Annotated in this window: 17 protein-coding genes; 9 read left to right on the top strand and 8 right to left on the bottom strand. The window is 61.2% G+C overall.

The window, feature by feature from the left end; genetic code table 11:
* Nucleotides 1–47: 47 nt before the first annotated feature.
* Nucleotides 48–809, bottom strand: a complete 762-nt coding sequence (locus tag AC0L16_RS05090; RefSeq protein WP_473619378.1) for an MIP/aquaporin family protein — start codon at nt 807–809, stop codon at nt 48–50.
* A 373-nt stretch (nt 810–1182) separates the two neighbouring features.
* Here AC0L16_RS05090 and AC0L16_RS05085 point away from each other — a divergent pair, with 373 nt between their 5' ends.
* The gene (locus tag AC0L16_RS05085; RefSeq protein ID WP_473619376.1) at nt 1183–2610 is read left to right on the top strand and encodes a DUF2252 domain-containing protein; all 1428 of its coding nucleotides are present in this window, start codon (nt 1183–1185) and stop codon (nt 2608–2610) included.
* A 120-nt stretch (nt 2611–2730) separates the two neighbouring features.
* On the opposite strand, the gene AC0L16_RS05080 is transcribed toward AC0L16_RS05085, so the two are convergent.
* The 4 genes from AC0L16_RS05080 to AC0L16_RS05065 all read right to left on the bottom strand — a co-directional run bounded on the left by AC0L16_RS05080 (nt 2731) and on the right by AC0L16_RS05065 (nt 8035).
* The gene (locus tag AC0L16_RS05080) at nt 2731–3216 is read right to left on the bottom strand and encodes an ion channel (RefSeq protein WP_473527808.1); all 486 of its coding nucleotides are present in this window, start codon (nt 3214–3216) and stop codon (nt 2731–2733) included.
* Nucleotides 3217–4025: 809 nt separating this feature from the next.
* Nucleotides 4026–4361, bottom strand: coding sequence for a hypothetical protein (locus AC0L16_RS05075; protein WP_473619375.1), 336 nt, complete (start codon nt 4359–4361; stop codon nt 4026–4028).
* A 90-nt stretch (nt 4362–4451) separates the two neighbouring features.
* Nucleotides 4452–5624 (bottom strand): acetate/propionate family kinase, encoded by a 1173-nt coding sequence (locus AC0L16_RS05070; RefSeq protein WP_473619374.1) that lies wholly within the window; start codon nt 5622–5624, stop codon nt 4452–4454.
* Nucleotides 5624–8035 (bottom strand): phosphoketolase family protein, encoded by a 2412-nt coding sequence (locus AC0L16_RS05065; protein WP_473619373.1) that lies wholly within the window; start codon nt 8033–8035, stop codon nt 5624–5626. Before AC0L16_RS05065 ends, AC0L16_RS05070 begins: the two co-directional genes overlap by 1 nt.
* Before the next feature lie 271 nt (nt 8036–8306).
* On the opposite strand from AC0L16_RS05065, the gene AC0L16_RS05060 reads away from it, so the two are divergent.
* Both AC0L16_RS05060 and AC0L16_RS05055 read left to right on the top strand, forming a co-directional pair.
* A complete protein-coding gene (locus AC0L16_RS05060; protein WP_473619371.1) occupies nt 8307–10301 on the top strand; it encodes a protein-L-isoaspartate(D-aspartate) O-methyltransferase in 1995 nt (664 codons plus the stop codon).
* A gap of 200 nt (nt 10302–10501) precedes the next feature.
* Entirely contained in the window at nt 10502–10708 is a 207-nt protein-coding gene (locus AC0L16_RS05055) for a hypothetical protein (protein WP_029350518.1), read from the top strand.
* Nucleotides 10709–11160: 452 nt separating this feature from the next.
* On the opposite strand, the gene AC0L16_RS05050 is transcribed toward AC0L16_RS05055, so the two are convergent.
* From AC0L16_RS05050 to AC0L16_RS05040, 3 genes are read right to left on the bottom strand one after another with little or no spacing between them, the layout of a single operon-like run.
* The gene (locus AC0L16_RS05050) at nt 11161–12783 is read right to left on the bottom strand and encodes a SpoVR family protein (protein ID WP_473619370.1); all 1623 of its coding nucleotides are present in this window, start codon (nt 12781–12783) and stop codon (nt 11161–11163) included.
* A 9-nt stretch (nt 12784–12792) separates the two neighbouring features.
* Nucleotides 12793–14103 (bottom strand): YeaH/YhbH family protein, encoded by a 1311-nt coding sequence (locus AC0L16_RS05045; protein WP_473619369.1) that lies wholly within the window; start codon nt 14101–14103, stop codon nt 12793–12795.
* 19 nt (nt 14104–14122) lie between these two features.
* The gene (locus AC0L16_RS05040; protein ID WP_473619367.1) at nt 14123–16072 is read right to left on the bottom strand and encodes a PrkA family serine protein kinase; all 1950 of its coding nucleotides are present in this window, start codon (nt 16070–16072) and stop codon (nt 14123–14125) included.
* 418 nt (nt 16073–16490) lie between these two features.
* On the opposite strand from AC0L16_RS05040, the gene AC0L16_RS05035 reads away from it, so the two are divergent.
* The 6 genes from AC0L16_RS05035 to AC0L16_RS05010 all read left to right on the top strand — a co-directional run bounded on the left by AC0L16_RS05035 (nt 16491) and on the right by AC0L16_RS05010 (nt 23258).
* A complete protein-coding gene (locus AC0L16_RS05035; RefSeq protein WP_473619366.1) occupies nt 16491–16670 on the top strand; it encodes a hypothetical protein in 180 nt (59 codons plus the stop codon).
* 178 nt (nt 16671–16848) lie between these two features.
* Complete coding sequence (locus AC0L16_RS05030; protein WP_473619365.1) at nt 16849–17331, top strand: nucleoside deaminase; 483 nt, start codon at nt 16849–16851, stop codon at nt 17329–17331.
* A gap of 272 nt (nt 17332–17603) precedes the next feature.
* Nucleotides 17604–18923: a PQQ-dependent sugar dehydrogenase gene (locus AC0L16_RS05025; protein WP_473619452.1), complete on the top strand. Its 1320-nt coding sequence runs from the start codon at nt 17604–17606 to the stop codon at nt 18921–18923.
* Nucleotides 18924–19270: 347 nt separating this feature from the next.
* Nucleotides 19271–20716, top strand: coding sequence for a GumC family protein (locus AC0L16_RS05020; RefSeq protein WP_473619363.1), 1446 nt, complete (start codon nt 19271–19273; stop codon nt 20714–20716).
* Nucleotides 20717–20792: 76 nt separating this feature from the next.
* On the top strand, nt 20793–22025 hold the full coding sequence (uxuA, locus tag AC0L16_RS05015) for a mannonate dehydratase (RefSeq protein WP_473619362.1): 1233 nt from the start codon (nt 20793–20795) through the stop codon (nt 22023–22025).
* 255 nt (nt 22026–22280) lie between these two features.
* Nucleotides 22281–23258: a tripartite tricarboxylate transporter substrate-binding protein gene (locus AC0L16_RS05010; RefSeq protein ID WP_473619361.1), complete on the top strand. Its 978-nt coding sequence runs from the start codon at nt 22281–22283 to the stop codon at nt 23256–23258.
* The last annotated feature ends 2 nt before the right edge of the window (nt 23259–23260 follow it).

Raw genomic sequence — 23260 nt, 5'->3', positions numbered from 1 at the left:
GGAAAGCCCCCACAATTGCGGAAAATAGTGACGGACCCGATACCGCTTCAGGCCTTGTCGGGGTGCTCGATCTCGGTGTAGAGGTCGCCCTGGGCGGCGCCTGACCCTGCGCGGCCCCCGCCCGGCCCTCGCAGCACCCATGCCGCTCCCACCGCGAGCATCGCGCCGGCCAGTGGACCCGCCACGTAGACCCAGTAGCTCGTGAAATCGATGCCGACAAGATTCGGCCCGAACGTGCGCGCGGGGTTCATCGACGCACCGGAGATCGGACTTCCCCAGAGGCCCGCGAGCGCGATGTAGGCCCCGACCCCGATCGCCCCGAAAACGCCGATGTTCTGCGCTCCGGATGCCGTGCCGAGAATGACGCTGACGAGCCCGAACGTCAGCACCGCCTCCATCAGGAACGCGCTGCCCGCCGAGTAGCCTGCCGCCGGATGGTTCGACCCGTAGGTCGCCGAGACGTTGATCACAGCGTGCAGGAACAGCGCCGCGAGGGTGGCGCCGATCAGCTGCGCGATGATGTACCCGGGCACACGGCGCCACGGGAAGTCGCCGCGGAGCGAGAAGGCAACGCTGACGGCGGGATTCAAGTGAGCGCCGGAGACTTTGCCCATAAACAGGATGATCGCCATCACCATCAGCCCGGGCGCGACCACTGCCGAGCTACGGTCGATGGTGTTGGGAAACGCCTGCCCCATCATCCCGCCGCCAGCGGCGACGAGGACGAGGAAAAACGTCCCCAGCACCTCGGAGAACAGCCTGCGCCACTCCTGCTTCGGATCGGCGAAGTTCGCGAACGTGTCGACCAACGACTGCTCGTACCTTTGGATAAGATGTTGGTCAGGAGCACTCATCACAGTGACTTCTACTCGTCAGTCGGGGACGTGAGCGTCAGCAATTCGATGAACGATCGGGCCTAAGGTATGCATAGCACAACGCTACGCAAGGAGCCGCACGCGGTCAACCGTGAAACGGAGAGCGGGAGGCTTGTCACCATGGATCTTCGCCCTCCACGTGTCGCAAGGTGACTGACCGACGCTTCGCCACCTCACGCTCCGTCAACGCACGCCACCCGTCCGGCGGCTGGGCGTGCGGGCGCGCGCGATCGGATGGAGCCTTTGACGGCGGCACGGCAAAGGGCGATAGTTCGAGCACGGCATCGCCACAAAGAAAGGGGGGCCGATGAGCAGAGCCGAGGCAGGCCGGCCCAAGGTCGTCCCGCACCTCACCGCGGCCGAGCGTGCGGCGCGCGGCAAGGCAGCGCGGGTCGAGATACCGCGGGCGCTCCATGCAGAGATCGAGATCTCAAAGGATCGGGATCCGGTTGCCTTGCTCGAGGAGCAGGCTGTCACGCGCTTGCCCGAGTTGGTGCCAACCCGGTACGGTCGGATGCTCGCGTCAGCGTTCGCCTTCTATCGTGGCGGCGCGCTGATCATGGCGACGGATCTATCGCGGACGCCCAACTCAGGCATCCGCACCCAGCTGTGCGGCGATGCGCACCTCTCCAACTTCGGCGCGTTCGGCTCGCCGGAGCGGACCCTCGTCTTTGACGTCAATGACTTCGACGAGACAACGCCGGGGCCGTGGGAGTGGGACGTGAAGCGCCTGGCGGCGAGCTTCGCGATCGCGGGCCGCGACAACAGCTTCTCGCACAAGGAACGAGCACATACCGTCTTGGCCACGATCCGCTCGTACCGGGAGGCGATGCACGGCTTTGCCGCGATGCGCAACCTTCAGGTCTGGTACGCGAGCCTCCCGATGGAGCAGGTGCTGCGCGAATTTTCGGCCGGGGTCGACGTGAAACAGCTTAAGCGGGCAGAGGCCGACGTCGCCAAGGCACGCACGCGCGACAGCATGCACTCCTACGAGAAGCTGACCCACCTCGTCGATGGCGAACCCCGCATCATCAATGACCCGCCGCTCATCGTGCCGACCGTCGAGCTGATACCCCCGGGCGAGAGCCGCGACCAGATAGAGAATGAGATCCGAGACCTGTTCGGTGCCTACCGGCGCTCGCTGGCCAGCGACCGGCGCGTCCTGCTCGAGCAGTTTCGCTACGTAGACCAAGCTCGCAAGGTGGTCGGGGTCGGGAGCGTCGGCACCCGCGACCGTATCGCCCTCTTCCTGGGCGCCGACGACCGAGATCCGCTCTTCCTACAGGTTAAGGAGGCGCAACCGTCGGTACTCGAGCGGTTCGTGGGCAAAAGCGAATACGCAACCCACGGCGAGCGGGTCGTCGCAGGGCAGCAGCTGATGCAAGCCGCCACCGATATCTTCCTCGGCTGGCAGCACATCAAGTCCCCGCTCGACGGGCAGGAACGAGACTTCTACGTGCGCCAATTGAAGGACTGGAAGATGTCACTGGTGATCGAGGCGATGAGCCCGCCCGCCCTGGCCGCGTACGGGAAGGCCTGTGGCTGGGCGCTCGCGCGTGCCCACGCACGCTCGGGCGACCGGATCGCGATCAGCGCGTACCTCGGCAAGTCGGATGCCTTCGACCGGGCGATGGCCTCGTTCGCCGAGACGTACGCCGACCAGAACGAGCTGGACTTCGCGGCGCTCCAGGCCGCCGTCGCCTCGGGCCGGGTGAAGGCCGATACGGGTGTCTGATGGGCGGGTACATCAGCGCGATGCTGGGACTAGCCGTTCTACGCTTGGAGACCCCACACTCTGCGGGGTCCGGGCTACGGGGTCCGGGCGCGAGAACCTTGGAGACTGTCACGCAGGTCGTCATTCACCGGATCGGCGGTTGCTTCGCGCTTCAGCGCGCTTCCTGTCGGCCTTGCCAAATTCCGTCATTATGTTGACCAAGACGCTGCCCGTCCAACCGAACGTAAAGAGCCCCGACATGGCTATTATGGGTCCGATCAGACGCCATTGATCGGGCAGACTGACATTGCCTTCGCCCAGGGTCGTGTAGCTTTCCAGCACGAAAAAGTAGCTGTCACGCATTGACGGAATCAACCCAGATGCAGACACAGGGACTGCCCAGAAAAGTGTTTCCAAGAAGTGGAGAGCGCCGAGAGAACCTATTGTGAAGGCTAGCACTATGTTGATTCTCCACCGCGGCGTGATCTCACTTATTCGTATCCACGATCCGATGAAGCGCTGGTTGATGATTCTGATTCCAATCCCGTGCACGAAGATTACTAGTATCATGCCCAAGGTTCCGAGAATGATTTCCAACAGGGGCTTCGATGTAAAAAGTGCGTCCATCGTGCTATCCTAACATCCGGTCAGAGCTGAGTTGCTTAAGCAAAGAACCTAAGCTTCATGTTCAAACGAATTTGCTTGATGTTAATTGGTATTAGTCTTCCGTTGTCCCTCGGTGAATATCTAGACTGTCGCTTCCCGGTGCGAACCAAGCTCTCGACTACTTGCGTGGACGCTGAACCGGAAATCAGGTCAGGTCTAGCGACTTTCCGTTCGTAGAGCCTTGCTCAATTTTCTTTCAAAGCTGGCGAATGCGATCTCACGTTGGTAACGTAGTGGTTGACTGCTCAGTCTGTAAAAGTGACCCAGAGTTGTGCAACGATAAGTCAACGATGAAAAATCAACACTGCAGAGATGAGGCATAGCGCACGGCTCCCATTTGTCTCGGACCCGCTGGCGCTCGATGGGCGACTCAAACCACAAAGGCAATGGGCTGTTCAAACCAGAATCCAGCGGACTGTGGCTGGCCTTGGCGTTCGTCGTCATTCACAAAGGATTTGCGAGGCAGCGCCAGCCGCCAAGTCAACGACCGCTTCACGTCTGAAAGCGTCACTTTGATGGAGCGCCCCTGAAGGTCCGCAGATGGCGCTACCTGCTCGTTCCGGTCGACGAGACGAATGGCAACATTCCACCCTGAGCGGCCCTACGGCTCCGGTACCAAGTGTCAGATTTTGACCACTAGGCTGGGCATCGCAAGGTGGTGATCTGTCCCTAGAGCGCTTTGCGTTTTCGTGGACCCAAAACCGCGCTCTAACTCCTTGTTTTACGCATTTTGTCGGACGCCAAACGAAGACGTTTGGCTGCAAAATGCTCTAGAACCACCGCCGTTCAGGCTCGGAGCTCTTTGCAATCACTGTTCCCAAGAGAACACCGAGCACGCCGCCAAGCATCATCGCCGAAGAGATTGTGCCTGGATTCTGCTGGACGGTTTCAGTCACGGTGTGTGCCTGGCTACGCAATTGCCGGGCTGCGCGTGAGGCCCGTTCGGCGGCGCTCTCGTACCAGCCCTGTGCCTCTTCTGCGCGGTCGGAAAGGGTCCGATTTATTTTGGTGATTTCGCGACGAAGCTCGGCGATCTGTTTCCTCATCGCCTCCTGGGCGTCGTTTGCCGCCTTTGAGGCGCCGGCGGTGTTAGCGGTTTCGGCCATTGGATCTCTCCTTCTGATATCAGAGACAGGGGAACGGTCGCGGACGCGCAGGGTTCCTTGCCTTTGGAAAACCGCAGCGTTGATGCGTTATCAAGCATTCCGCTGCATGCGCGTGTGGCGTGCAATGATGCTTTCCTCGTCGGTCGCGACGACGCGTATTTCGACCTTGCTGTCCGGTTGGCTTATAATCGAGGCATGAGAGGCATTGGATGGCTCGTCGATCGCCACGCCAAGCCAATGAAGCCTTTCGCATATTGCTTTGCGGACCGGCGCCGAGCGCTCGCCGATGCCGGCGGTGAACACCAGACATTCGAGGCCGCCCAACGTATTGGCGAGCGCGGCAGCTTCCCGTGCCGCCCTGAAGGCAAAAAGCTCTACCGCTTCGCGGGCGTGCGGGTTGTCGCTCGCTTCCAGCGTGCGCATGTCGCCCGAGATGCCGGATATTCCAAGCAGTCCGGATTCCTCATAGAGCATATGCTGCAGAGCCTCTCCAGCGATGCCTCTTTCCAGGACGAAGTACAAAAGCACGCCCGGATCGATGGCGCCGCAACGCGTGCCCATGACCAGCCCGTCGAGCGCCGAAAAGCCCATCGTCGTGTCGAAGCTTCTCCCGTCGCGCATGGCGCACAGGCTCGCCCCGTTGCCGAGGTGGGCGACGATCGTCCGCTTCGCTGCAAGTGCGGGCGACATCGCCTTGAGCCGCCCGGCGATGTACTCGTAGGAAAGACCATGAAACCCGTAACGGCGGATTCCGTCCGCATCGTATTTGCGCGGCAGCGCGAAGCGGCTCACGGTCGAATCGATCGTCTGATGGAAGGCTGTGTCGAAGCAGCCGACCTGCGGCAGATCCGGCCGCAGCGCGGCAAGGGTGCGGATCGGCGCGAGACTGCGGGGCTGGTGCAGCGGCGCAAGCGGCGTCAGCCTGTCCAAGGCCTCGATCACGACCGGCGTCAGGCGGACGGGTTCGACGAACTCGCGCCCGCCATGCACGATGCGGTGACCGGCGGAGACCAGTTTCCTGCCACCAAGTTCGCTCTCGATCCAGCGGAGCAAATCGCCGATGCCCGTATCGCGTGCGTCTCCGGCAAGCCGCCGATCACACTGCACTGTTCCGTCGGCCGCTTTCGCGCTGAGCCTCGGCGCATCTCCTAGATCCAGCGTGCCACGCGAGACGAGTTGCAGCTCGGCGGAGGGCTCAAGGTCGTATAGTCCGAACTTGATGCTGGAGGAGCCGGCGTTCAGTGCAAGAATTGCCTGTCGCATCAATCGCCAGCCTTCGTCGCGCTGTTTTCGGGCCAGTTCCAGTTCTGAATCTCGGGCATGTCTTCGCCGTGCTCGCGAACATAGGCCTTATGTTCCACGAGCTTCGCTTGAAGTTCGGCGGCAAGGTCTTTCGCACGTTCGGCGAGCCCCGGTACGTGTTTGATCGCGGCGAGCGCCAGGTGAAAACGGTCAAGTTCATTGAGTACGACCATGTCGAACGGCGTTGTGGTGGTGCCTTCCTCGCGAAAGCCGTGCACATGCATGTTGTCATGGTTGGCGCGTCGGTAGGTCAGGCGGTGGATGAGATAGGGATAGCCGTGATAGGCGAAGATGACCGGCTTGGTTTTCGTGAACAGTGCGTCGAAATCCTCATCGGCGAGACCATGCGGATGTTTTGAATTCGACTGCAGCGTCATCAGGTCGACCACGTTGACGACGCGAACCTTCAGGTCCGGAAGCGCCGAACGCAAAATGTCGGTGGCAGCGAGCGTCTCCAGTGTCGGCACGTCGCCGGCGCAGGCCATGACCACATCCGGGTCCTCGCCCTTGGCAACCGTCCCAGCCCATTCCCAGGCCCCCGCGCCCGCCCTGCAGTGCGCTTCTGCGTCTTCGACGGACAGCCATTGCGGCGCTGGCTGCTTGCCGGCGGTGATGACGTTGATGCGGTTGTAGGTTTTCAGGCAATGCTCGGTGATCCACAGCAGCGTGTTGGCATCCGGCGGGAAATAGAGCCTGACCGTATCGGCCTTCTTGTTGGCGACGAAATCGGCAAAGCCCGGATCCTGATGGCTGAAGCCGTTGTGATCCTGCCGCCAGACATGTGAGGTCAGCAGGTAATTGAGTGAGGCGATCGGCTTGCGCCAGGCAAGCTCACGGGATGTCTTCAGCCATTTGGCATGCTGGTTGACCATGGAATCGACGATGTGGATGAACGCCTCGTAGCATGAGAACAGCCCATGGCGGCCGGTCAGCAGGTAGCCCTCCAGCCAACCCTGGCAAAGATGCTCGCTGAGCACTTCCATGACGCGGCCGTCACGGGAGAGGTGGACGTCATAGGGCTCGATCCGCTGCATCCAGACCCGGTTTGTGACCTCGAAGACGTCGTCAAGGCGGTTGGAGGATGTCTCATCCGGCCCCATCAGCCGGAAATTCCTGGCATCCGCATTCAGGCGCATGACGTCGCGGAGATAGCTTCCGAGAATCCGCGTCGCCTCGGCCTTGGCGCCACCCGGACGCGGCACATCGAGCGCCAGGTTTCTCCAATCGGGAAGCACGAGGTCGCGTTTCAGCCATCCGCCATTGGCATAGGGGGTTGAGCCCATGCGCTTGGGCCCGGTTGGCGCAAGCGCCGCCAGCTCTGGAAGAAGATGCCCGCTGTCGTCGAACAGCTTTTCCGGTTCGTAGCTCCGCATCCAGTCTTCGAGGATCTTGCGGTGTCCTTCGTTGCCGCGGGCGTTCGACACCGGCACTTGATGCGAGCGCCAGAAATCTTCGACCTTCTTGCCGTCGACCTCCTTCGGTCCCGTCCACCCCTTCGGGCTGCGCAGCACGATCATCGGCCACAGCGGACGCTCTCCTTGCCAGAACGGCGTACGGGCGCGCTTCTGGATTGAGCGGATTCTGTCGAGCGCGGTGTCCAGCTTCGTGGCCATCAACCGATGCATGAGAATCGGCTCGTGACCTTCGACGAAAAAAGGTTCGTAGCCATAGCCGGCGAACAGGGCTCGCAATTCCACGTCATCCATGCGGGCAAGGATCGTCGGGTTGGCGATCTTGTAGCCGTTGAGATGCAGGATCGGCAGGACAGCGCCGTCGGATGCCGGGTTGAGGAACTTGTTGGAGTGCCATGCCGCCGCGAGAGGACCGGTTTCCGCTTCGCCGTCGCCGACGACGCAGGCGACCACCAGATCGGGATTGTCGAAGGCCGCGCCGAAAGCATGGACCAGCGCATATCCCAGTTCTCCGCCTTCATGGATCGAGCCGGGCGTTTCCGGAGCAGCGTGGCTCGGCACTCCGCCGGGGAAGGAGAATTGCCGAAAAAGTTTCCTCAACCCGTCTTCGCCCTGGCCGATTTCGGGATAGATTTCGCTGTAGCTGCCCTCGAGCCAGGTGTTCGCCACCATCGCCGGGCCGCCATGACCCGGGCCGCAGATAAACAGAACGTCGAGACCGCGTTGACGGATGACGCGGTTCAGGTGGACGTAGATGAAGTTGAGGCCAGGCGTCGTGCCCCAATGGCCGAGCAGCCGAGGCTTGACGTGTTCGGCTTTCAGCGGCTCGCGCAGCAGCGGATTGTCCATCAGATAGATCTGGCCAACCGAAATGTAGTTCGCGGCCCGCCAATAGCGGTCCATGAGATCGACCTGATAAAGACCTGTTGTAGTCGCAGTTTTCTGAGCCTCATCGTTCATCGAAACGTCTCCGGAATGCGTTCGCCCGTCGATATCTGGAGTGACATCGCCCTGGAGAAAGGATTTTCACGGAAATAAGTTCGGCTGGAGCCGCTGTTGTGCCCGCCAATCGCTCTTTTGCAGGAACCTGGAAGCTCGCCAACGATTAAGGAGACGAGCCGCCGAAAATGACATCAAGCGCTGCCGAGCGCACGCCGATCAATGGATTGTCGCCGAGGAGCCGTTGGCCACGATTGGCGCGGACCCGTCAGCTCGCAAGAGGAGCAAAAAGATGCTCGATCTTTCCCACGCACGCAACCGAATGGTCGAAGTCCATCTCAGCCGACGTGGCATCCAGCACCGCGAGGTGCTGGAAGCGATGCGCGAGGTTCCGCGCGAGGCATTCGTCGCTCCCGGCTTTGAAGAATTCGCCTACGAGGATGGGCCGTTGCCGATCGCCGAGGGTCAGACGATATCGCAGCCCTATATCGTCGCCTTGATGATCGAGATGGCAGAAATCGGATCGGGCGACCATGTCCTGGAGGTTGGCACCGGCTCCGGCTACGCGGCTGCCGTGATGAGCCGGATCGTTGAACACATTTACACGATCGAACGCCACGCCGGGTTGGCAGAAACGGCGAGACAGCGGTTCGAAGAGCTTGGCTATGACAATATCGAAGTCCGCACCGGCGATGGCACTAAAGGCTGGCCGGACGCAGCGCCCTTCGACGCCATTCTGGTCGCAGCCGGCGGACCCGGTGCGCCGCTTGCGCTTCAGGAACAGCTCGACGTCGGTGGCAGGCTCGTCATCCCGGTCGGCGACGAGCCGCATGATCAGCGCCTCCTCAAGGTCACCCGAACCGGCGCTGCAACTTACAGCGAGGAGGATTTTGGCGGCGTGCGGTTTGTCCCTCTCATCGGCGAGCAGGGCTGGCCTGAGAGCGGCAACCGTATCGCGAATGATCGTCCGTCCGGACGCGCACGCACGCGCAGCCTGCCGGAGATGATCGCCGCGGCGGCCAAACCGCTGCCGGGCTTCGACGATCCGGCATTCGGCGAATTGTTCGACCGGTTTGGCGACCGGCGCGTGGTGCTGCTCGGTGAAGCGAGCCACGGCACGTCGGAGTTCTACCGGGCCCGCGCCGCGATCACCCGCAGGCTCATCGAGAAGCACGGCTTCACCATCGTCGCGGTCGAGGCCGACTGGCCCGATGCGGCGACAATCGATCGCTACGTCCGCCACCGGCCGCCACGCGCCAATGCCGATCTGCCGTTCCGGCGGTTTCCCACCTGGATGTGGCGCAACACCGACGTTGCCGCGTTCGTCGAATGGATGCGACAACACGATGAGCGCATCAGGCTGTCGTCCCGACTGGCGGGGTTCTATGGCCTCGACATCTACAATATGAGCGGATCGATCGCCGCGGTTCTGCAATATCTCGACCGGGTCGATCCGCAGGCAGCAAAGATCGCGCGTGAACGCTATGGCTGCCTGACGCCTTGGCAAAATGAACCATCCACCTACGGCCGTGTCGCGCTCACCTCCGGGTATGAGAAATGCGAGCAGGCCGTGCTCGAACAATGCCGCGAGCTGCTTGCCAGGCAGCTCGACTATGCCCAGCAGGACGGCGTCGATTACCTGGATGCGGCCCAGAATGCCCGGCTGATCGCTTCCGCCGAACGCTACTACCGGATCATGTACTATGGCGGCGCACAGTCCTGGAATTTACGCGACACCCATATGTTCGAGACGCTCGAGCATCTGCTGGAAGCTCGCGGGTCCAACGCCAAGGCGGTCGTGTGGGCGCATAATTCCCATATCGGCGACGCCCGCTACACCGAAATGGGGATTGTCAGGGACGAAGTGAATATCGGCCAGCTCTGCCGCCAGCGCTTCGGCGACGAGGCAGCCTTGATCGGGCTCAGCACGCATTCCGGGACAGTCGCCGCGGCCTCCGACTGGGACAGCGAGATGGAGATCAAGCGGGTGCGGCCTTCCCACAACGACAGCTACGAGCGGCTTTGCCATGATAGCGGCGTCTCGCGTTTCCTGCTCGATATCAAACGCGACGATACGCTGCGCGAGCGGCTTCTGGAGCGTCGCTTGGAGCGCTTCATCGGCGTGATCTATCGGCCGGAAACCGAACTGCGCAGCCATTACGCGGATGCCTCTCTTTCCCAGCAGTTTGACGCGTTCGTCTGGTTTGACGAAACCGTCGCGGTGACGCCGCTTGGGCCGGAGCATGTCGGAACCGGCGTTCCCGACACCTATCCGTTCGGGCTCTAATGCATGTCGCGCAAAAGTGTGCAGCGGTTTTGCGATAACGACATGCATAAACAACAACCTAAAGCGCGTCGCGTGAGGCCGGTCAAATGCGGCGCGCTTTAGCCGCCTCTCGGACAGGGTCGCGTCAAGGTGAGTTTCGGCGGAACATTCATCAGGCCCTGCTGTTTCTAGAGCAGGACCCTTTTCGAAGGAGTTGTGCCATGAGCGGAACCAAACATCCAAAGTGGAAAAAGCCGAGCGACGCCGATCTGAGGAACAATCCCGGTATCGGGACCTCGAAGGGCACGATCAAGGAAGGCGACGAACTCTTGCTCGAAGGCGAAAACACCATTGAAGGCGATGTCGAGAACGACACGAACGCCCTTGGCGGGATCAATCCAAGGCAAAAGATGCGGACGAACAAGTAGCATGGGCTGGGTGTAACGAGTCACGGTTTGCGTTACTCCCAAGCGCAGGAGCTATTGAGCTGGAAGACATCGGCGTCGACGAGACGTGAAGCAAACTTCGGAGCCTTGTCCAATGACTGATCCTGATCCAGATCCGAACAATCCCGTGCCGATACCGGATAATCCCAACCCCGGGCCTGCCCGGCCGCCTGCTCCGCCGGAGACTCCGCCTGGTGAGCCTCCGGGCGTTCCTCCGCCGTCGCCTGATCCCGTTCCCAGCCCCGAAAGGCAACCCGTCGAAATTCCTCCCGATATACCACCGGAGATTCCTACGGAACCGACCTTCCCCGGTCCGACGGCCAGAGCATTGGACCCCGGAGCATTGGACCCCAGAGCATTGGACCCAAGCGTGGAAACCCGGCTGTAGAACGACGCCGTCGCCGGCCATTCCGGTTTTGGCATTCCGGTTTTGGTCATTCCCCGATTTGGCTGGTCGATCGTTCGTTGAGCGTCCCGCCGGTTTGCGCGTCGATCGCCGCCAGGCTGACCTCATAGCCCCACAGGGTCCGGATATGGCGCAGGGTGGCGTCGCGACTGGCCTCCTCCAGCATGATGCCGTTCTTCACCTTGTGCTCCAATCGCAACTGTCGGTCGCCGAGCAGATCCACATCCACCACCTGGATATCCGGCCGGCTCGCGCCGATGTCGTAGCTCTGGGCGAGCCCGGCGCGTATCTTTTCGTAGCCACGCTCATTGTGTATCGACGCGACTTCGTAATGCGGCTCGCTGGCGGCGTCGGCGAGGATGAAGAACCGCCATTTCCGCATCAGGGCGGGACTCAGATACTGGCGGATGAAAGATTCGTCGCGATGGTTCGCCCACGCGTCGAGCAGGGTTTCGCGCCAATTGCCGTTGCCGGCGATATCGGGGAACCAGTCACGATCCTCGGCGGTCGGCTCGGTCGATATGCGCTGGATGTCCTGCATCATGTCGAGGCCCAACGCATAAGGATTGATGCCGGAAAACCGCGGGTCGTCGAAGCCCGGCTGAAAGATCACGTTCGAATGGTTGCGCAGGATTTCTAGCATCGCGCCCTCGCTGATCAGGCCACGATCGAACAGCATGTTCATGAGTGTGTAGTGCACGAAGGTGGCGCAGCCTTCGTTCATCACCTGGGTTTGCCGCTGCGGATAAAAATATTGCGCGACGACGCGGACGATCCTGACGATTTCACGCTGCCAGGGTTCCAGGACCAGGCTGTTTTTTTCCAGGAAGTAAAGCAGGTTCTCCTCGGGCAGCTTGAGCGTTTTCTTTCGCTCCGCGATGTTGGAATTCCTTTCCCCAACATTGTCTCCGCCCTTCGACCGCGGCAGTGTGCGCCACAGATCGTTGTAAGAACGCTCTTCGTACTCCAGGCGCTCACGAACGCCTTCACGCTGCCGCTCCGACGACAGTTTTGGCGGCCGGCGATATCTGAACACCCCCTGTTCCATCAGCGCGTGGGCCGCATCGATGATCGCCTCCACCGCAGCGACGCCGTGCCGCTCCTCGCAACGGGCAATGTAACCCTTGGCAAAGTCCAGATAGCTCAGGATCGCGCTGGCGTCCGTCCATTGCCGGAACAGATGGTTGTTCTTGAAAAAATGATTATGGCCAAGCGCCGCATGAGCTGTCACCAGAGCCTGCAGGGCCATGGTGTTTTCCTCCATCAGGTAGACGATGCAAGGATTGGAATTGATCACCAACTCATAGGCGAGCCCCCGCCCGCCTTTGCGATAGAGCAATTCCTGGTAGAGAAAATGCTTGCCGAAGGACCAGTGGCGATACATCAGCGGCATGCCGACCGAGGAATAGGCGTCGAGCATCTGCTGGGACGAGATGATCTCCATCTGCACCGGATAGATGTCGAGGTGAAGCTCTTCGATGGCGATCGCCTCGATCGCTTCGTAGGCGTGCGACAGTGTCTTGAAATCCCAGTCGGACCCCGAAAAGAGCAAACCTGATTTGCTGGTTTGGCCTGATTTGCTGGTTTGGCCCGACTTGCTGGTCTGGCCGGATTTGCTGATCTGGCCGGATATGCTGGTCTGGTTTGCCATCGGCTCCCCTCAAGCGCTTTTCTGCAAGACCGGCTGCCTGGCAAAGAGCTGGCGAAAAACCGGATAGATGTCGGCTGCGTTGGCGATACGGCTCATCTGGAAATTCGGCCATCTCTGGTTGACAACGCTGTAGGCGCGCCAGAGCGAAGTCCCATTGTCTGTGCTGCCGAAAATATGGCTCTCGCGTTCGTCGATGATCTCGACATAGGCGAAATACTGGCACAGGCGCATGATCTGGCGGTCCATCAGGCCGATGCAGCGCTCGGAATCGGTGACGAAATTGTCGCCGTCCGACGCCTGGGCGGCATAGATGTTCCACTCTTTGCTGGGATAGCGCTGCGCGATGATGCGGTGCATTTCCTCAAGTGCGGTGGAAACGACCGTACCGCCGCTTTGCGTGTTGTAGAAGAAGGTTTCCTCGTCCACCTCCTGCGCCTCGTGCGTATGGCGGATGAATACGATTTCGGTGCGGTCGTAGCGCCGTTTCAGGAACAGGTGCAGCAGCACGAAGAAGCGCTTGGCCAAATCCTTCTCGCGTTCGCCCATCGAGCCGGATACGTCCATGAGACAGAACATGACCGCATTGGCGTTCGGCACGGGCTGGGCGTCGAAACGGTTGAAGCGGATGTCGACGGGATCGACATAGGCGATCCGCTTGCGGCGGCGCTCAAGTCGCTCAAACTCTTCCCGCAACGCTGCAATGCGCTGGCGTGCCGGCGCCGTGCTCTGCGGCTCTGCCTCCAGGATTGCGAGTTGCTCCGCAATCGCATCAAGCTCCCCCTGCTTGGGGCGCCTGAGCGCAATCCGGCGACCATGGCTGTTTCGCATCGTGCGCCCGACATTGATGTTGGTCGGCGAACCAGTCGCGGCGAATCCGGCGCGGCGCGGTTTGAAGGAAAGTATCTCCTTGAGGTTGAGCTTGACCATGTCGGGAAGTTCGAGATCCTCGAAAAAGAGGTCGAGCACCTCCTCGCGCGAGAGCACGAAACGAAAATCGTCCTCCGAAACCGTTTTCCCGGGAGACGAGCCGCCGCCGCCCTGACCGGGCTTGGGGACCCGGTCGCCCGGGGCGAAATGCTTGTTGCCCGGCAGGATGTGCTGCCGCCTGCCGCTGTCCTTCGCATCGCTGAAGCTCGGCTCGCTTGTGCCCCTCGCCGGGATCGAGACGGCGTGCTCGCTGTCGACATCGGCGATCTTGCCGGTACGGATCCGATCCCGGATGCTTCGCTTCAGCTCTTCGCGCGCACGCTTCAGGAAGCGCTGGCGGTTGCCGAGGCTCTTGTCCTTTGGGTTCAGTCGGCGATCGACAAAGATCGGCATGGAACCATCCTGGCCGGACTCAGCCCGCCTTGTTCACCCGCATGTACCAGTCCACCAGCCGGCGGACCTGACGTTCGGTGTAACCGCGTCCGACCATCCGATGCACGAACTCAGTATGCCGCTTCTCCGTTACGCTGTCCTGCTTGGAGCCGAAGCTGATCACCGGGAGCAGATCCTCGACCTGGCCGAACATCCGCTTCTCGATGACTTCGCGCAGCTTTTCATAGCTTGTCCAGGACGGGTTGCGGCCATGGTTCCTCGCCCGGGCGCGCAACGTGAACTTCACGACCTCGTTGCGGAAGTCCTTGGGGTTGGCGATGCCGGCCGGCTTTTCGACTTGCGACAGTTCGTTGTCCAGCACCTCGCGATTGAGGATCTGGCCGGTATCGGGGTCTTTGTAGTCCTGGTCCTCGATCCAGGCATCGGCATAGGCGATGTAGCGATCGAACAAGTTTTGCCCGTATTCACTGTAGGATTCCAGATAGGCTTTCTGAATTTCATGGCCGATGAACTCGGCATAACGCGTGGCCAATTCCGATTTTATGAAGTCGAGATAGGCGGCTTCCGTTTCCTTGGGAAATTGCTCGCGCTTGATCGCCTCCTCCAGAATGTACATCAGATGCACGGGATCGGCGGCCACTTCCTTGGTGTCGTAGTTGAAGGTCTGCGACAGGATCTTGAAGGCAAAGCGCGTGCTGACGCCGTTCATGCCTTCATCGACCCCGGCGGCATCGCGGTATTCCTGAACCGACTTCGCCTTGGGATCTATGTCCTTGAGGTTCTCGCCGTCATAAACCCGCATCTTCGTGTAGAGCGGCGAATTGTCGTGCTCGGCCAGACGGGTCGAGACGGTGAACCGGCTGAGAATGTCGAGAACCTCCGGCGCGCAGGAACTGGAGGCCAATTCGCTTTCGCGCAGCAGCTTCTCGTAGATCTGCCTTTCTTCGGTGACCCGCAGGCAATACGGCACCTTGACCACTAGGATACGGTCGAGGAACGCCTCGTTGTTCTTGTTGTTCTTGAACTGCAGCCATTCCGATTCGTTGGAATGGGCTACGACGATGCCCTGATACGGGAAAGATCCGAAGTTTTCCGTACCGTTATAGCTGCCTTCCTGGGTAGCGGTCAGCAACGGATGGAGGACCTTGATCGGCGCTTTGAACATCTCGACGAACTCGAGCAGCCCCTGCGTCGTCCGGTTAAGGCCGCCGCTGTAGGAATAGGCGTCCGGATCGGATTGGCTGAAATGCTCGAGCTGCCTTATGTCGACCTTGCCGACCAGGGCCGAAACGTCCTGGTTGTTCTCATCACCTGGCTCGGTCTTGGCGATGCCGATCTGGCGTAGCCGCGAAGGCATCAGCTTGACGACGCTGAACTTGGAGATGTCGCCGGACAGTTCGTCGAGGCGCTTGGCCGCCCATGGCGAGATAAGGCCGTTCAGCCGGCGCCGCGCGATGCCGTATTTGTCCTCCAAAAGGTCGCCCATGCGGTCAGGATTGAAAAGCCCGAGCGGCGATTCGAAAACCGGGCTGATCTGGTCGCCGACCTTCAGCGTATAGATCGGACGCTCCTCCATCAGCTTCTTCAGCCGTTCGGCGAGCGAGGATTTGCCACCGCCGACAGGGCCAAGCAGATAGAGGATCTGCTTGCGCTCCTCGAGCCCTTGAGAAGCATAGCGGAAATAGCCGGCTATGCGCTCGATCGTGTCCTCCATGCCATAAAACTCGGAGAAGGTGGGATAAACCTTGATTGTCCTGTTCGAGAAAATGCGGCCAAGCCGCTCATCCATGCTGGTGTCGATCAGGGTGGGCTCGCCGATCGCCTCGACCATCCGCTCGGGCGCCGAGGCGTACATCGATTTATCCTCGCGGCAGGCAAGGAGATATTGCTGGATGCTTATCTCCTCCTGCGCCGCATTCGTATAAATCTCCGAAAACAGATCGAAGACGTCGGAGTGGTTCTCGCGCATGGTATTCCTCGCCCCGGCCGGTCTGGTTGCTGTCGCCTCTTCATTCAACTGTCGGAAAGCCTTTGTGGTTCCCTATTACACGTAGTGCGTCTGCGACCGGATGTTAGGGGTCGAGACAGATATCGTGAACGCCTGGAAGTCAGCCAGCGAATGGCTCGCACAATGGAACGTTTCCGAGGGAAGTCCATTCTTCCACCACCGCTTGCCGAGTGCAACAGCCGGCTGGGTACAAGCTGCCTTTCTGAAGGAATAAACCGCCCGGGCTCAGCAGTTGCCCGCGCTCAGCAGGTTGCCCGCGTTAGCAGGTTGAATGGCGACGCACAGGTGATTCGGCGAAGAGAGCTGCACTGCGGTGTCCAACCCTGCACCGGCAGCAACGGTTTCGCTCCTGCTCGGAAACGAGGGAAGGAGATGTTCCATGTTCGAGAACAGTATGTGGTTGATCGTCGTTGCTGGCGGCCCGCTGCTGCTGGCAATCCTGCTCGCCTACGCACTCCTTACGTGGCGACGCCGTGGGCCTGCAGAGCGCAGAGAAAGCGATCGGGCCACCGAGCGACTGTATCGCGAGGAAAACGACCGCCCGGACGGAGGCAGTTGAGAACAAAGCGACCGACATCCATGCCAGGTTGCGCAGCCATGAATTTGATGCCCATGACTTTAATGCCCATGAATTTAATGCCCATGACTGGACAGCTGCCAAGCGCTCCAAGACCATAGAAACCAGGCGAAGGGCCTTTACGCGTGCAGTTACGAACGGGCATCCCAAGGAGGCGGCCATGAGAAGCGATACCGAATATCTACGTCTCGCCGTGGAGATCGCCACCGAGAGCCGGGCCGGTGGCAATCATCCTTTCGGGGCGCTCCTGGTCGGGCCGGAAGGCGACGTGCTGCTTTCGTCGGGCAACACCTACGCGCGGGATCGCGGCGTTGGCCACGCAGAGGCAAACGTGGCCCGGGCGGCCGCGCAACAGTACGACCCGACCTTTCTCGAGCGATGCACGCTGGTGACCTCGGTCGAGCCGTGCTGCATGTGCGCCGGGGCCTGTTACTGGGCTGGCATCGGCACCGTCGTCTACGGACTCAGCGAAAGGCGGCTGGCCGAGCTGACCGGAGACAACCCGCAGAATCTGACCCTCGATCTGAGTTGTCATCAGGTGTTCGCCGCCGGAGGGCGCCATGTAGCAATCCGTGGCCCATTCCCTGAACTCGAAGAAGAGATCGTAACCGGCCACAAGGATTTCTGGTCACAGAAACTATGATCAAGGGATTGCTGTCGACGAAGGGTCCGTAGCCTCTGCGGCGCCATTAGCTCCGGCCACTTCCGGCCCAAAGGGCGGGAAAGCGGGGCGGAACGCGCTTCGGCCATCTCATGGCCAATGCCGCGAAGGGTCTGACGGACGACGACGTCCGCGCGCTTGCGGCCTCCTTCTCCCGATCGGCCGCTCCGTCCGCAACCGCAACGCGATAAGTGCGTTTGGATTCTTTCGACTTTTTCGAGGTTCTGGTGAAAAACTTGGTTACCGCCGTTCTCATGCTGATCATTGTTTTTGTAATCGCCGGAGGAGCGATCTTCTTCCTGTCGCGCGAAGAGGCGACCGTTCCGATCGCGGAGACCTATGGCCCCAACCCGACCCTGCCGGAGCCCAAGCCGACCTGGCTGCCGACCGTCCATGTCGCCAAGGCCGTGCCGTGGCCGCAGGGGACCAAGCCGACAGCGGCCCAGGGACTTGCAGTCAACGAGTTTGCCGGCGGGCTCGACCATCCGCGCTGGCTGTATGTGCTGCCAAACGGCGACGTGCTGGTGGCCGAGAGCAATGCGCCGCCCAGGCCGGAGGAGGGCTTCAGCATACGCCGCTTCTTCGTCGATTTCTTCCAGGGTCAGGCCGGCGCGGGGACGCCTAGCGCCAATCGCATCTCGCTGCTGCGCGATCAGGACGGCGACGGGGTGGCGGAAACCAAAACCGCCTTTCTCACCGGGCTGTTCTCGCCATTCGGCATGACCCTGCTCAACGGCAAGCTCTACGTCGCCAACGCCAATGCAATTGTGGCCTTTCCCTACCAGGAGGGTGCGACCGAGATCACCGCACCAGCGGAGAAGATCGTCGACCTGCCCGCCGGAAGGAACCACCACTGGACCAAGGACGTGACCGCCTCGCAGGACGGCACGATGCTCTATGCGACGGTCGGATCCAATTCCAATGTCGGCGAGAACGGCCTGGAGGAAGAGCAGAACCGCGCCGCCGTTCTGGAGATCGATCTCGCCTCGAAACAGACGCGTCTCTTCGCCTCCGGCCTGCGCAATCCGAACGGCCTGTCGTGGCACCCGGAAAGCGGTGAACTCTGGGTCGTCGTCAACGAGCGCGACGAGATCGGCAGCGACCTGGTGCCGGACTACATGACTTCGGTGAAGGATGGCGGCTTCTATGGCTGGCCTTACAGCTATTTTGGCCAGCATGTCGACGATCGGGTCGAGCCGCAGCGGCCCGACCTCGTCGCCCAGGCGATCAAGCCGGACTATGCGCTCGGGGCGCACACGGCTTCATTGGGACTGACCTTCAACACGGGCGACCTGTTCGGTCCTCAATACAGGAATGGCGCTTTCGTCGGGCAGCATGGCTCGTGGAACCGCAGGCCGCACAGCGGCTACAAGGTGATTTTCGTGCCGTTTGCCGGCGGTAGGCCCTCAGGCCCGCCTCAGGACATCCTCACCGGCTTCCTGAGCGAGGACGACAAGGCTTTTGGCCGTCCTGTGGGCGTGGCGATAGACCGGCGCGGCGCCCTGCTGGTGGCGGACGATGTCGGCAACAAGGTCTGGCGGGTCGTTCCATCTCAGACGCAATCGGCACTGTGAGCGGTATCAAAGCCCTTGAATATTCCAATTTCGTCGCCCTGCAGCAGAAACATAGCAGGTGCCGAGATGCAGTTTCCCGTAGAATGAGCTACCGTCGGCCGTATAGTCGACGACCACGTACAACGGACGCGGTGCGTGACTCGGCAAAATATGCCAACTTGGAAAATGACACGTCAACGAACTTTCTGTAGTGCTGGTCCGCGTAGCGAATAACCAGAGTTAGCGCCATGTCCACCGCTTCCGGCACAACCCCTCCCCCTGCAGCGGATTCCGGTATCAGCGCACTCGAGCGGACCGCCAATGCGCGGCGCGCCAGCAGGGCAAGGCTGCAACAGGATGCTCCAGTCATGGCACGCACCTCCGCCCCTGTCACTCCGCCCACGCCCGAGCGTGTCCCAACGGTGACGCTCGACAAGATCGGCGATTTCCTCAAGCTCGATTTTCGACGCCTGTTTGTCTGGCTGCGTGCCGGGCTCGCCTGGGCATTGATGCTGGCAGCGGCCGGCGGCGTCATCGGTGCCGCCTATGGGTTGCTGAGCAAACAGCGTTACACCGTTACGACGGAAATCCTCATCAATCCTGCCAATTTGCAGGTTGTGGAAAACGATGTCTACTCGCAACCGGGCCAGGTCGACAGCCAAATACTGAACGCGCGCAGCAAGCAGCGCATCTTGACCTCCGGCAACGTGCTTGCACGTGTGGTGGACGAACTCGGTCTGGCCAACGATTCGGAGTTTTTCGACCCGAACCAGACCGCTTCCACCTCTGGTGCTGCAGCGAGTGGCGGCAAGTCCGATCCGAAGCTAATCGCCCAAAAAAGCCTGGCGGAGCGGGTCAGCGTCGCTGCAGATGAAACGTCGTTCGTCACAACCCTCGGCGTATCGGCCGAAACCTCCGGCAAGGCGATCCTGATCTCGCAAGCCATAGTAAAGGCTTTCCAGGAAGAACTGGCCAAAGCCGATGCTGCTGGCGCTGGCCGTACCGCAGTTGCTCTTGAGGGCCAGCTCGGCCAACTCAAGCGCGACGTGCAGGCAGCTGAAGAGAAGGTCGAGAGCTACAGGCGCAGCCACGATTTGTCGGCCAGCAATGGCCAGCTTGTCAGTTCGCAGACGATGACGCAGCTCAATAGCGAAATTGGAGAGGCGCAATCGCGCGTCATCGCGGCGCAGGCAAGTTACGACGCCTTGGTTGCTTCCGGTGTCAATGGGGCCAATCCTGACCCCGCGGTTTGGGCAGCACTCTCAGCATTGCGCGACAAGGCAAATAGCTTGCGGCAGCAAATCGATTCTCAGTCCATGACCTTTGGTCCGCGCCACCCGACGATCGTCCGGCTCAGGACAGAATTCGAAACCGTCAGTTCTCAACTCAGGGTAGAGTTCTCCCGCACGGTCGGCACGGCAAGAGCCAACCTGGACAAGGCCAACGCCTCTTTGGCTTATCTCACCTCCAAGATGAACGATCTGAAGAACAACGTTTTCACCGACAGCGAGTCCCGGGTCGCCCTGCGTGCGCTTGAACGCGACGCCGCCTCGAGAAGGGCGGTCTATGAAAGCTTCCTGGCTCGCGCGCGCCAAATCACCGAGCGCGAGCAGATCGACACCACGAACGTGCAGGTGATTTCCACCGCCGTGCCGCCACCGAGGCGCTCGTGGCCGCCCCGCACCCCTCTGACTGCAGGCCTGGGAGCTTTCGCCGGTTTTGCTCTAGGCATATTGCTGGCCATTGCCATGGGCATCGTTCGCGACATGCGCCAGCCGCCGAACCGATCAGGCATCGGTGTCAGCCGAGCCTGAATCCAGGCATGGCGAAGCGCCGCAGCAGGAGCCGGGCGGGCAGCCGCGCGGCGATTCTTTTTAACGGAGTGTTCGAATGAGACATGTGTGGCGTTGGTTCGGCCCGGTCGACAAGGTGACCATTGCGGATGCGCGTCAAGCCGGGGCGCAAGGCATCGTCTCGGCCCTTCACCACGTTCCTCACGGCGCCGTCTGGCTGCCCGCCGAAATCGAAAGGCGTCAGCGCGAAGTCGCGTGTTTGCCGGATGGAAGCGCAAGCGAACTGAACTGGGAGATCGTCGAAAGCCTGCCGGTTTCCGAAGCGATCAAGACGCAGGTCGGCGAATGGCGCAGCCATCTAGCCAACTACAGGACATCGCTGGAAAACTTGGCGCGGTCCGGCATTTCGGTCATCTGCTACAATTTCATGCCCGTGCTGGACTGGACCCGCACCGATCTTGCCTGGCGCCTGCCGCATGGCGGCACGACCATGCGCTTCGATCTGATCGACTTCGCCGCATTCGACATCCATATCCTGAAACGCCAAGCGGCGCTCGGCGACTACACACCAGACATCGCCGCCGAGGCGGAGCGCCGATATGCGCAAATGGATGACCGTGCGCGCAAGATTCTGGCAAGAAACGTCAATTCCGGCCTGCCCGGCTCGACCGAAGACACGTCTCTCGACGGCCTCGCGGCTCAACTGTCAAACTATGACCGTATCGACGCAACAACCCTGCGCCGGCATTTCGTCGATTTCTTGGCGGAGGTCGTGCCCACGGCCGAACGCCTCGGCCTGCGACTCTGCTGCCACCCCGATGATCCGCCGTTTCCGCTGCTCGGTCTGCCGCGCATCATGTCGACCGAGGCCGACTACAGCTACATTCTGGGCGCGGTCGACAGCCCGGCCAACGGCGCAACGCTGTGCACCGGATCGCTCGGAGCAAGACCGGATAATGATCTGCCTGGGATGATCGAGCGGATCGGGCCAAAAATCCACTTCGCCCATCTGCGCAATGTGCGCAAGGAAGCGACCGGCACCCCCTGCTCGTTCCACGAGGACGAGCACCTTGGCGGCGACACCGACATGGTGGCGGTGGTGGCGGCGCTGCTCCACGAGGAAGCGCGGCGTAAGACGGAAGGGCGCCAGGACGCCGTCATCCCGATGCGCCCCGACCATGGCCAGGATATCCTCGATGACCTGACGCGCGGGGCGCAGCCTGGCTATCCGGCCATCGGCCGGCTCAAGGGATTGGCCGAGCTCCGCGGCGTCGAACATGCCATTCGCAGGTCGACATCAGGCGAGCCGATCTCAACTTACACCGCATAATCCAGAGGGAAAGGCACAGGCCGGTCCGTGACCTGTGCTCGTTAAACATGCCATCGTTCGACCATTGGCGTCCGGCAGTCCGCCTCCGGCTCGATGGCAGCTTTTCACCCATTTGCGCGGACTTGTGTATAATAGCAACATGCGGCTTGAGTCCGATTGCAATCCGCTAGGTTACGTTAGTTATTGGTCCACCCGCAGCCGGTGTTGAGAAGAACTCCAGGCGGTTGGGAATTCATATCCTGGGAGGAAATCAAGATGAGAAAATTCGCCGCCGCTCTGGCCGCCGCCGCAGCCGTCACGCTGCATTCGTTCGCCGCGGGCGCGCAAACCTATCCCGAACGCACCATCACCGTGGTGGTGCCGTTTTCGGCCGGCGGCCCGACCGATACGGTCACGCGCCTCGTCGCGGAAGCCATGTCGAAGGATCTCGGCCAGCAGATCATCGTCGAGAATGTCGGCGGCGCCGGCGGCACACTGGGCGCCGGTCGCGTCGCGAGCGCCGAGCCGGACGGTTATACGCTGCTCCTCCATCATATCGGCATGGCGACCAGCGCCACGCTGTACCGAAAGCTCGCATACGACACGCTGAACAGCTTCGAATATGTCGGTCTCGTCACCGAGGTGCCGATGACTATCGTCGGCCGCAAGGACCTCGAGCCGACCGACCTGAAGGGGCTGGTCGACTACGCCAAGGCCAACAAGGATACCGTCACCGTCGCCAATGCCGGCATAGGCGCGGCCTCGCATCTGTGCGGCATGTTGTTCATGAGCGCGATCGGCACGCCGCTGGTCACCGTGCCCTACAAGGGCACCGGACCGGCCATGACCGACCTTCTCGGCGGCCAGGTCGACATCATGTGTGACCAGTCGACCAACACCACCAAGCAGATCCAGGGCGGCACGATCAAGGCCTACGCCGTAACCTCGGCTGAACGCCTCGATGTTCTGCCGGACGTCCCGACGACGACGGAAGCCGGTCTTCCGGAAGTGCAGGTCGGCATCTGGCACGGCCTCTACGCGCCCAAGGGCACGCCGGCCGAGGTCACCGAACGGCTTTCGAAGTCGCTTCAGGTCGCACTGAAGGACCCGAATGTCGTCGCCCGCTTCGCCGAACTCGGCACCAAGCCATCATCTGAAGCTGACGCAACTCCGGCCGCGCTGAAGGCCAAGCTGGAAGGCGAGATCGCGCGCTGGAAGCCGATCATCGAAGCCGCCGGCCAGTACGCCGACTAAGA

The organism is Mesorhizobium sp. WSM4848 (genome assembly GCF_055811375.1).
This window is presented reverse-complemented; position numbering and strand designations above follow the sequence as displayed.

Coding starts and splice junctions, on each gene's coding strand:
- AC0L16_RS05085 (WP_473619376.1), top strand. CDS start 1,183: ATGAGCAGAGCCGAGGCAGGCCGGCCCAAGGTCGTCCCGCACCTCACC.
- AC0L16_RS05080 (WP_473527808.1), bottom strand. CDS start 3,216: ATGGACGCACTTTTTACATCGAAGCCCCTGTTGGAAATCATTCTCGGA.
- AC0L16_RS05075 (WP_473619375.1), bottom strand. CDS start 4,361: ATGGCCGAAACCGCTAACACCGCCGGCGCCTCAAAGGCGGCAAACGAC.
- AC0L16_RS05070 (WP_473619374.1), bottom strand. CDS start 5,624: ATGCGACAGGCAATTCTTGCACTGAACGCCGGCTCCTCCAGCATCAAG.
- AC0L16_RS05065 (WP_473619373.1), bottom strand. CDS start 8,035: ATGAACGATGAGGCTCAGAAAACTGCGACTACAACAGGTCTTTATCAG.
- AC0L16_RS05060 (WP_473619371.1), top strand. CDS start 8,307: ATGCTCGATCTTTCCCACGCACGCAACCGAATGGTCGAAGTCCATCTC.
- AC0L16_RS05055 (WP_029350518.1), top strand. CDS start 10,502: ATGAGCGGAACCAAACATCCAAAGTGGAAAAAGCCGAGCGACGCCGAT.
- AC0L16_RS05050 (WP_473619370.1), bottom strand. CDS start 12,783: ATGGCAAACCAGACCAGCATATCCGGCCAGATCAGCAAATCCGGCCAG.
- AC0L16_RS05045 (WP_473619369.1), bottom strand. CDS start 14,103: ATGCCGATCTTTGTCGATCGCCGACTGAACCCAAAGGACAAGAGCCTC.
- AC0L16_RS05040 (WP_473619367.1), bottom strand. CDS start 16,072: ATGCGCGAGAACCACTCCGACGTCTTCGATCTGTTTTCGGAGATTTAT.
- AC0L16_RS05035 (WP_473619366.1), top strand. CDS start 16,491: ATGTTCGAGAACAGTATGTGGTTGATCGTCGTTGCTGGCGGCCCGCTG.
- AC0L16_RS05030 (WP_473619365.1), top strand. CDS start 16,849: ATGAGAAGCGATACCGAATATCTACGTCTCGCCGTGGAGATCGCCACC.
- AC0L16_RS05025 (WP_473619452.1), top strand. CDS start 17,604: ATGCTGATCATTGTTTTTGTAATCGCCGGAGGAGCGATCTTCTTCCTG.
- AC0L16_RS05020 (WP_473619363.1), top strand. CDS start 19,271: ATGGCACGCACCTCCGCCCCTGTCACTCCGCCCACGCCCGAGCGTGTC.
- uxuA (WP_473619362.1), top strand. CDS start 20,793: ATGAGACATGTGTGGCGTTGGTTCGGCCCGGTCGACAAGGTGACCATT.
- AC0L16_RS05010 (WP_473619361.1), top strand. CDS start 22,281: ATGAGAAAATTCGCCGCCGCTCTGGCCGCCGCCGCAGCCGTCACGCTG.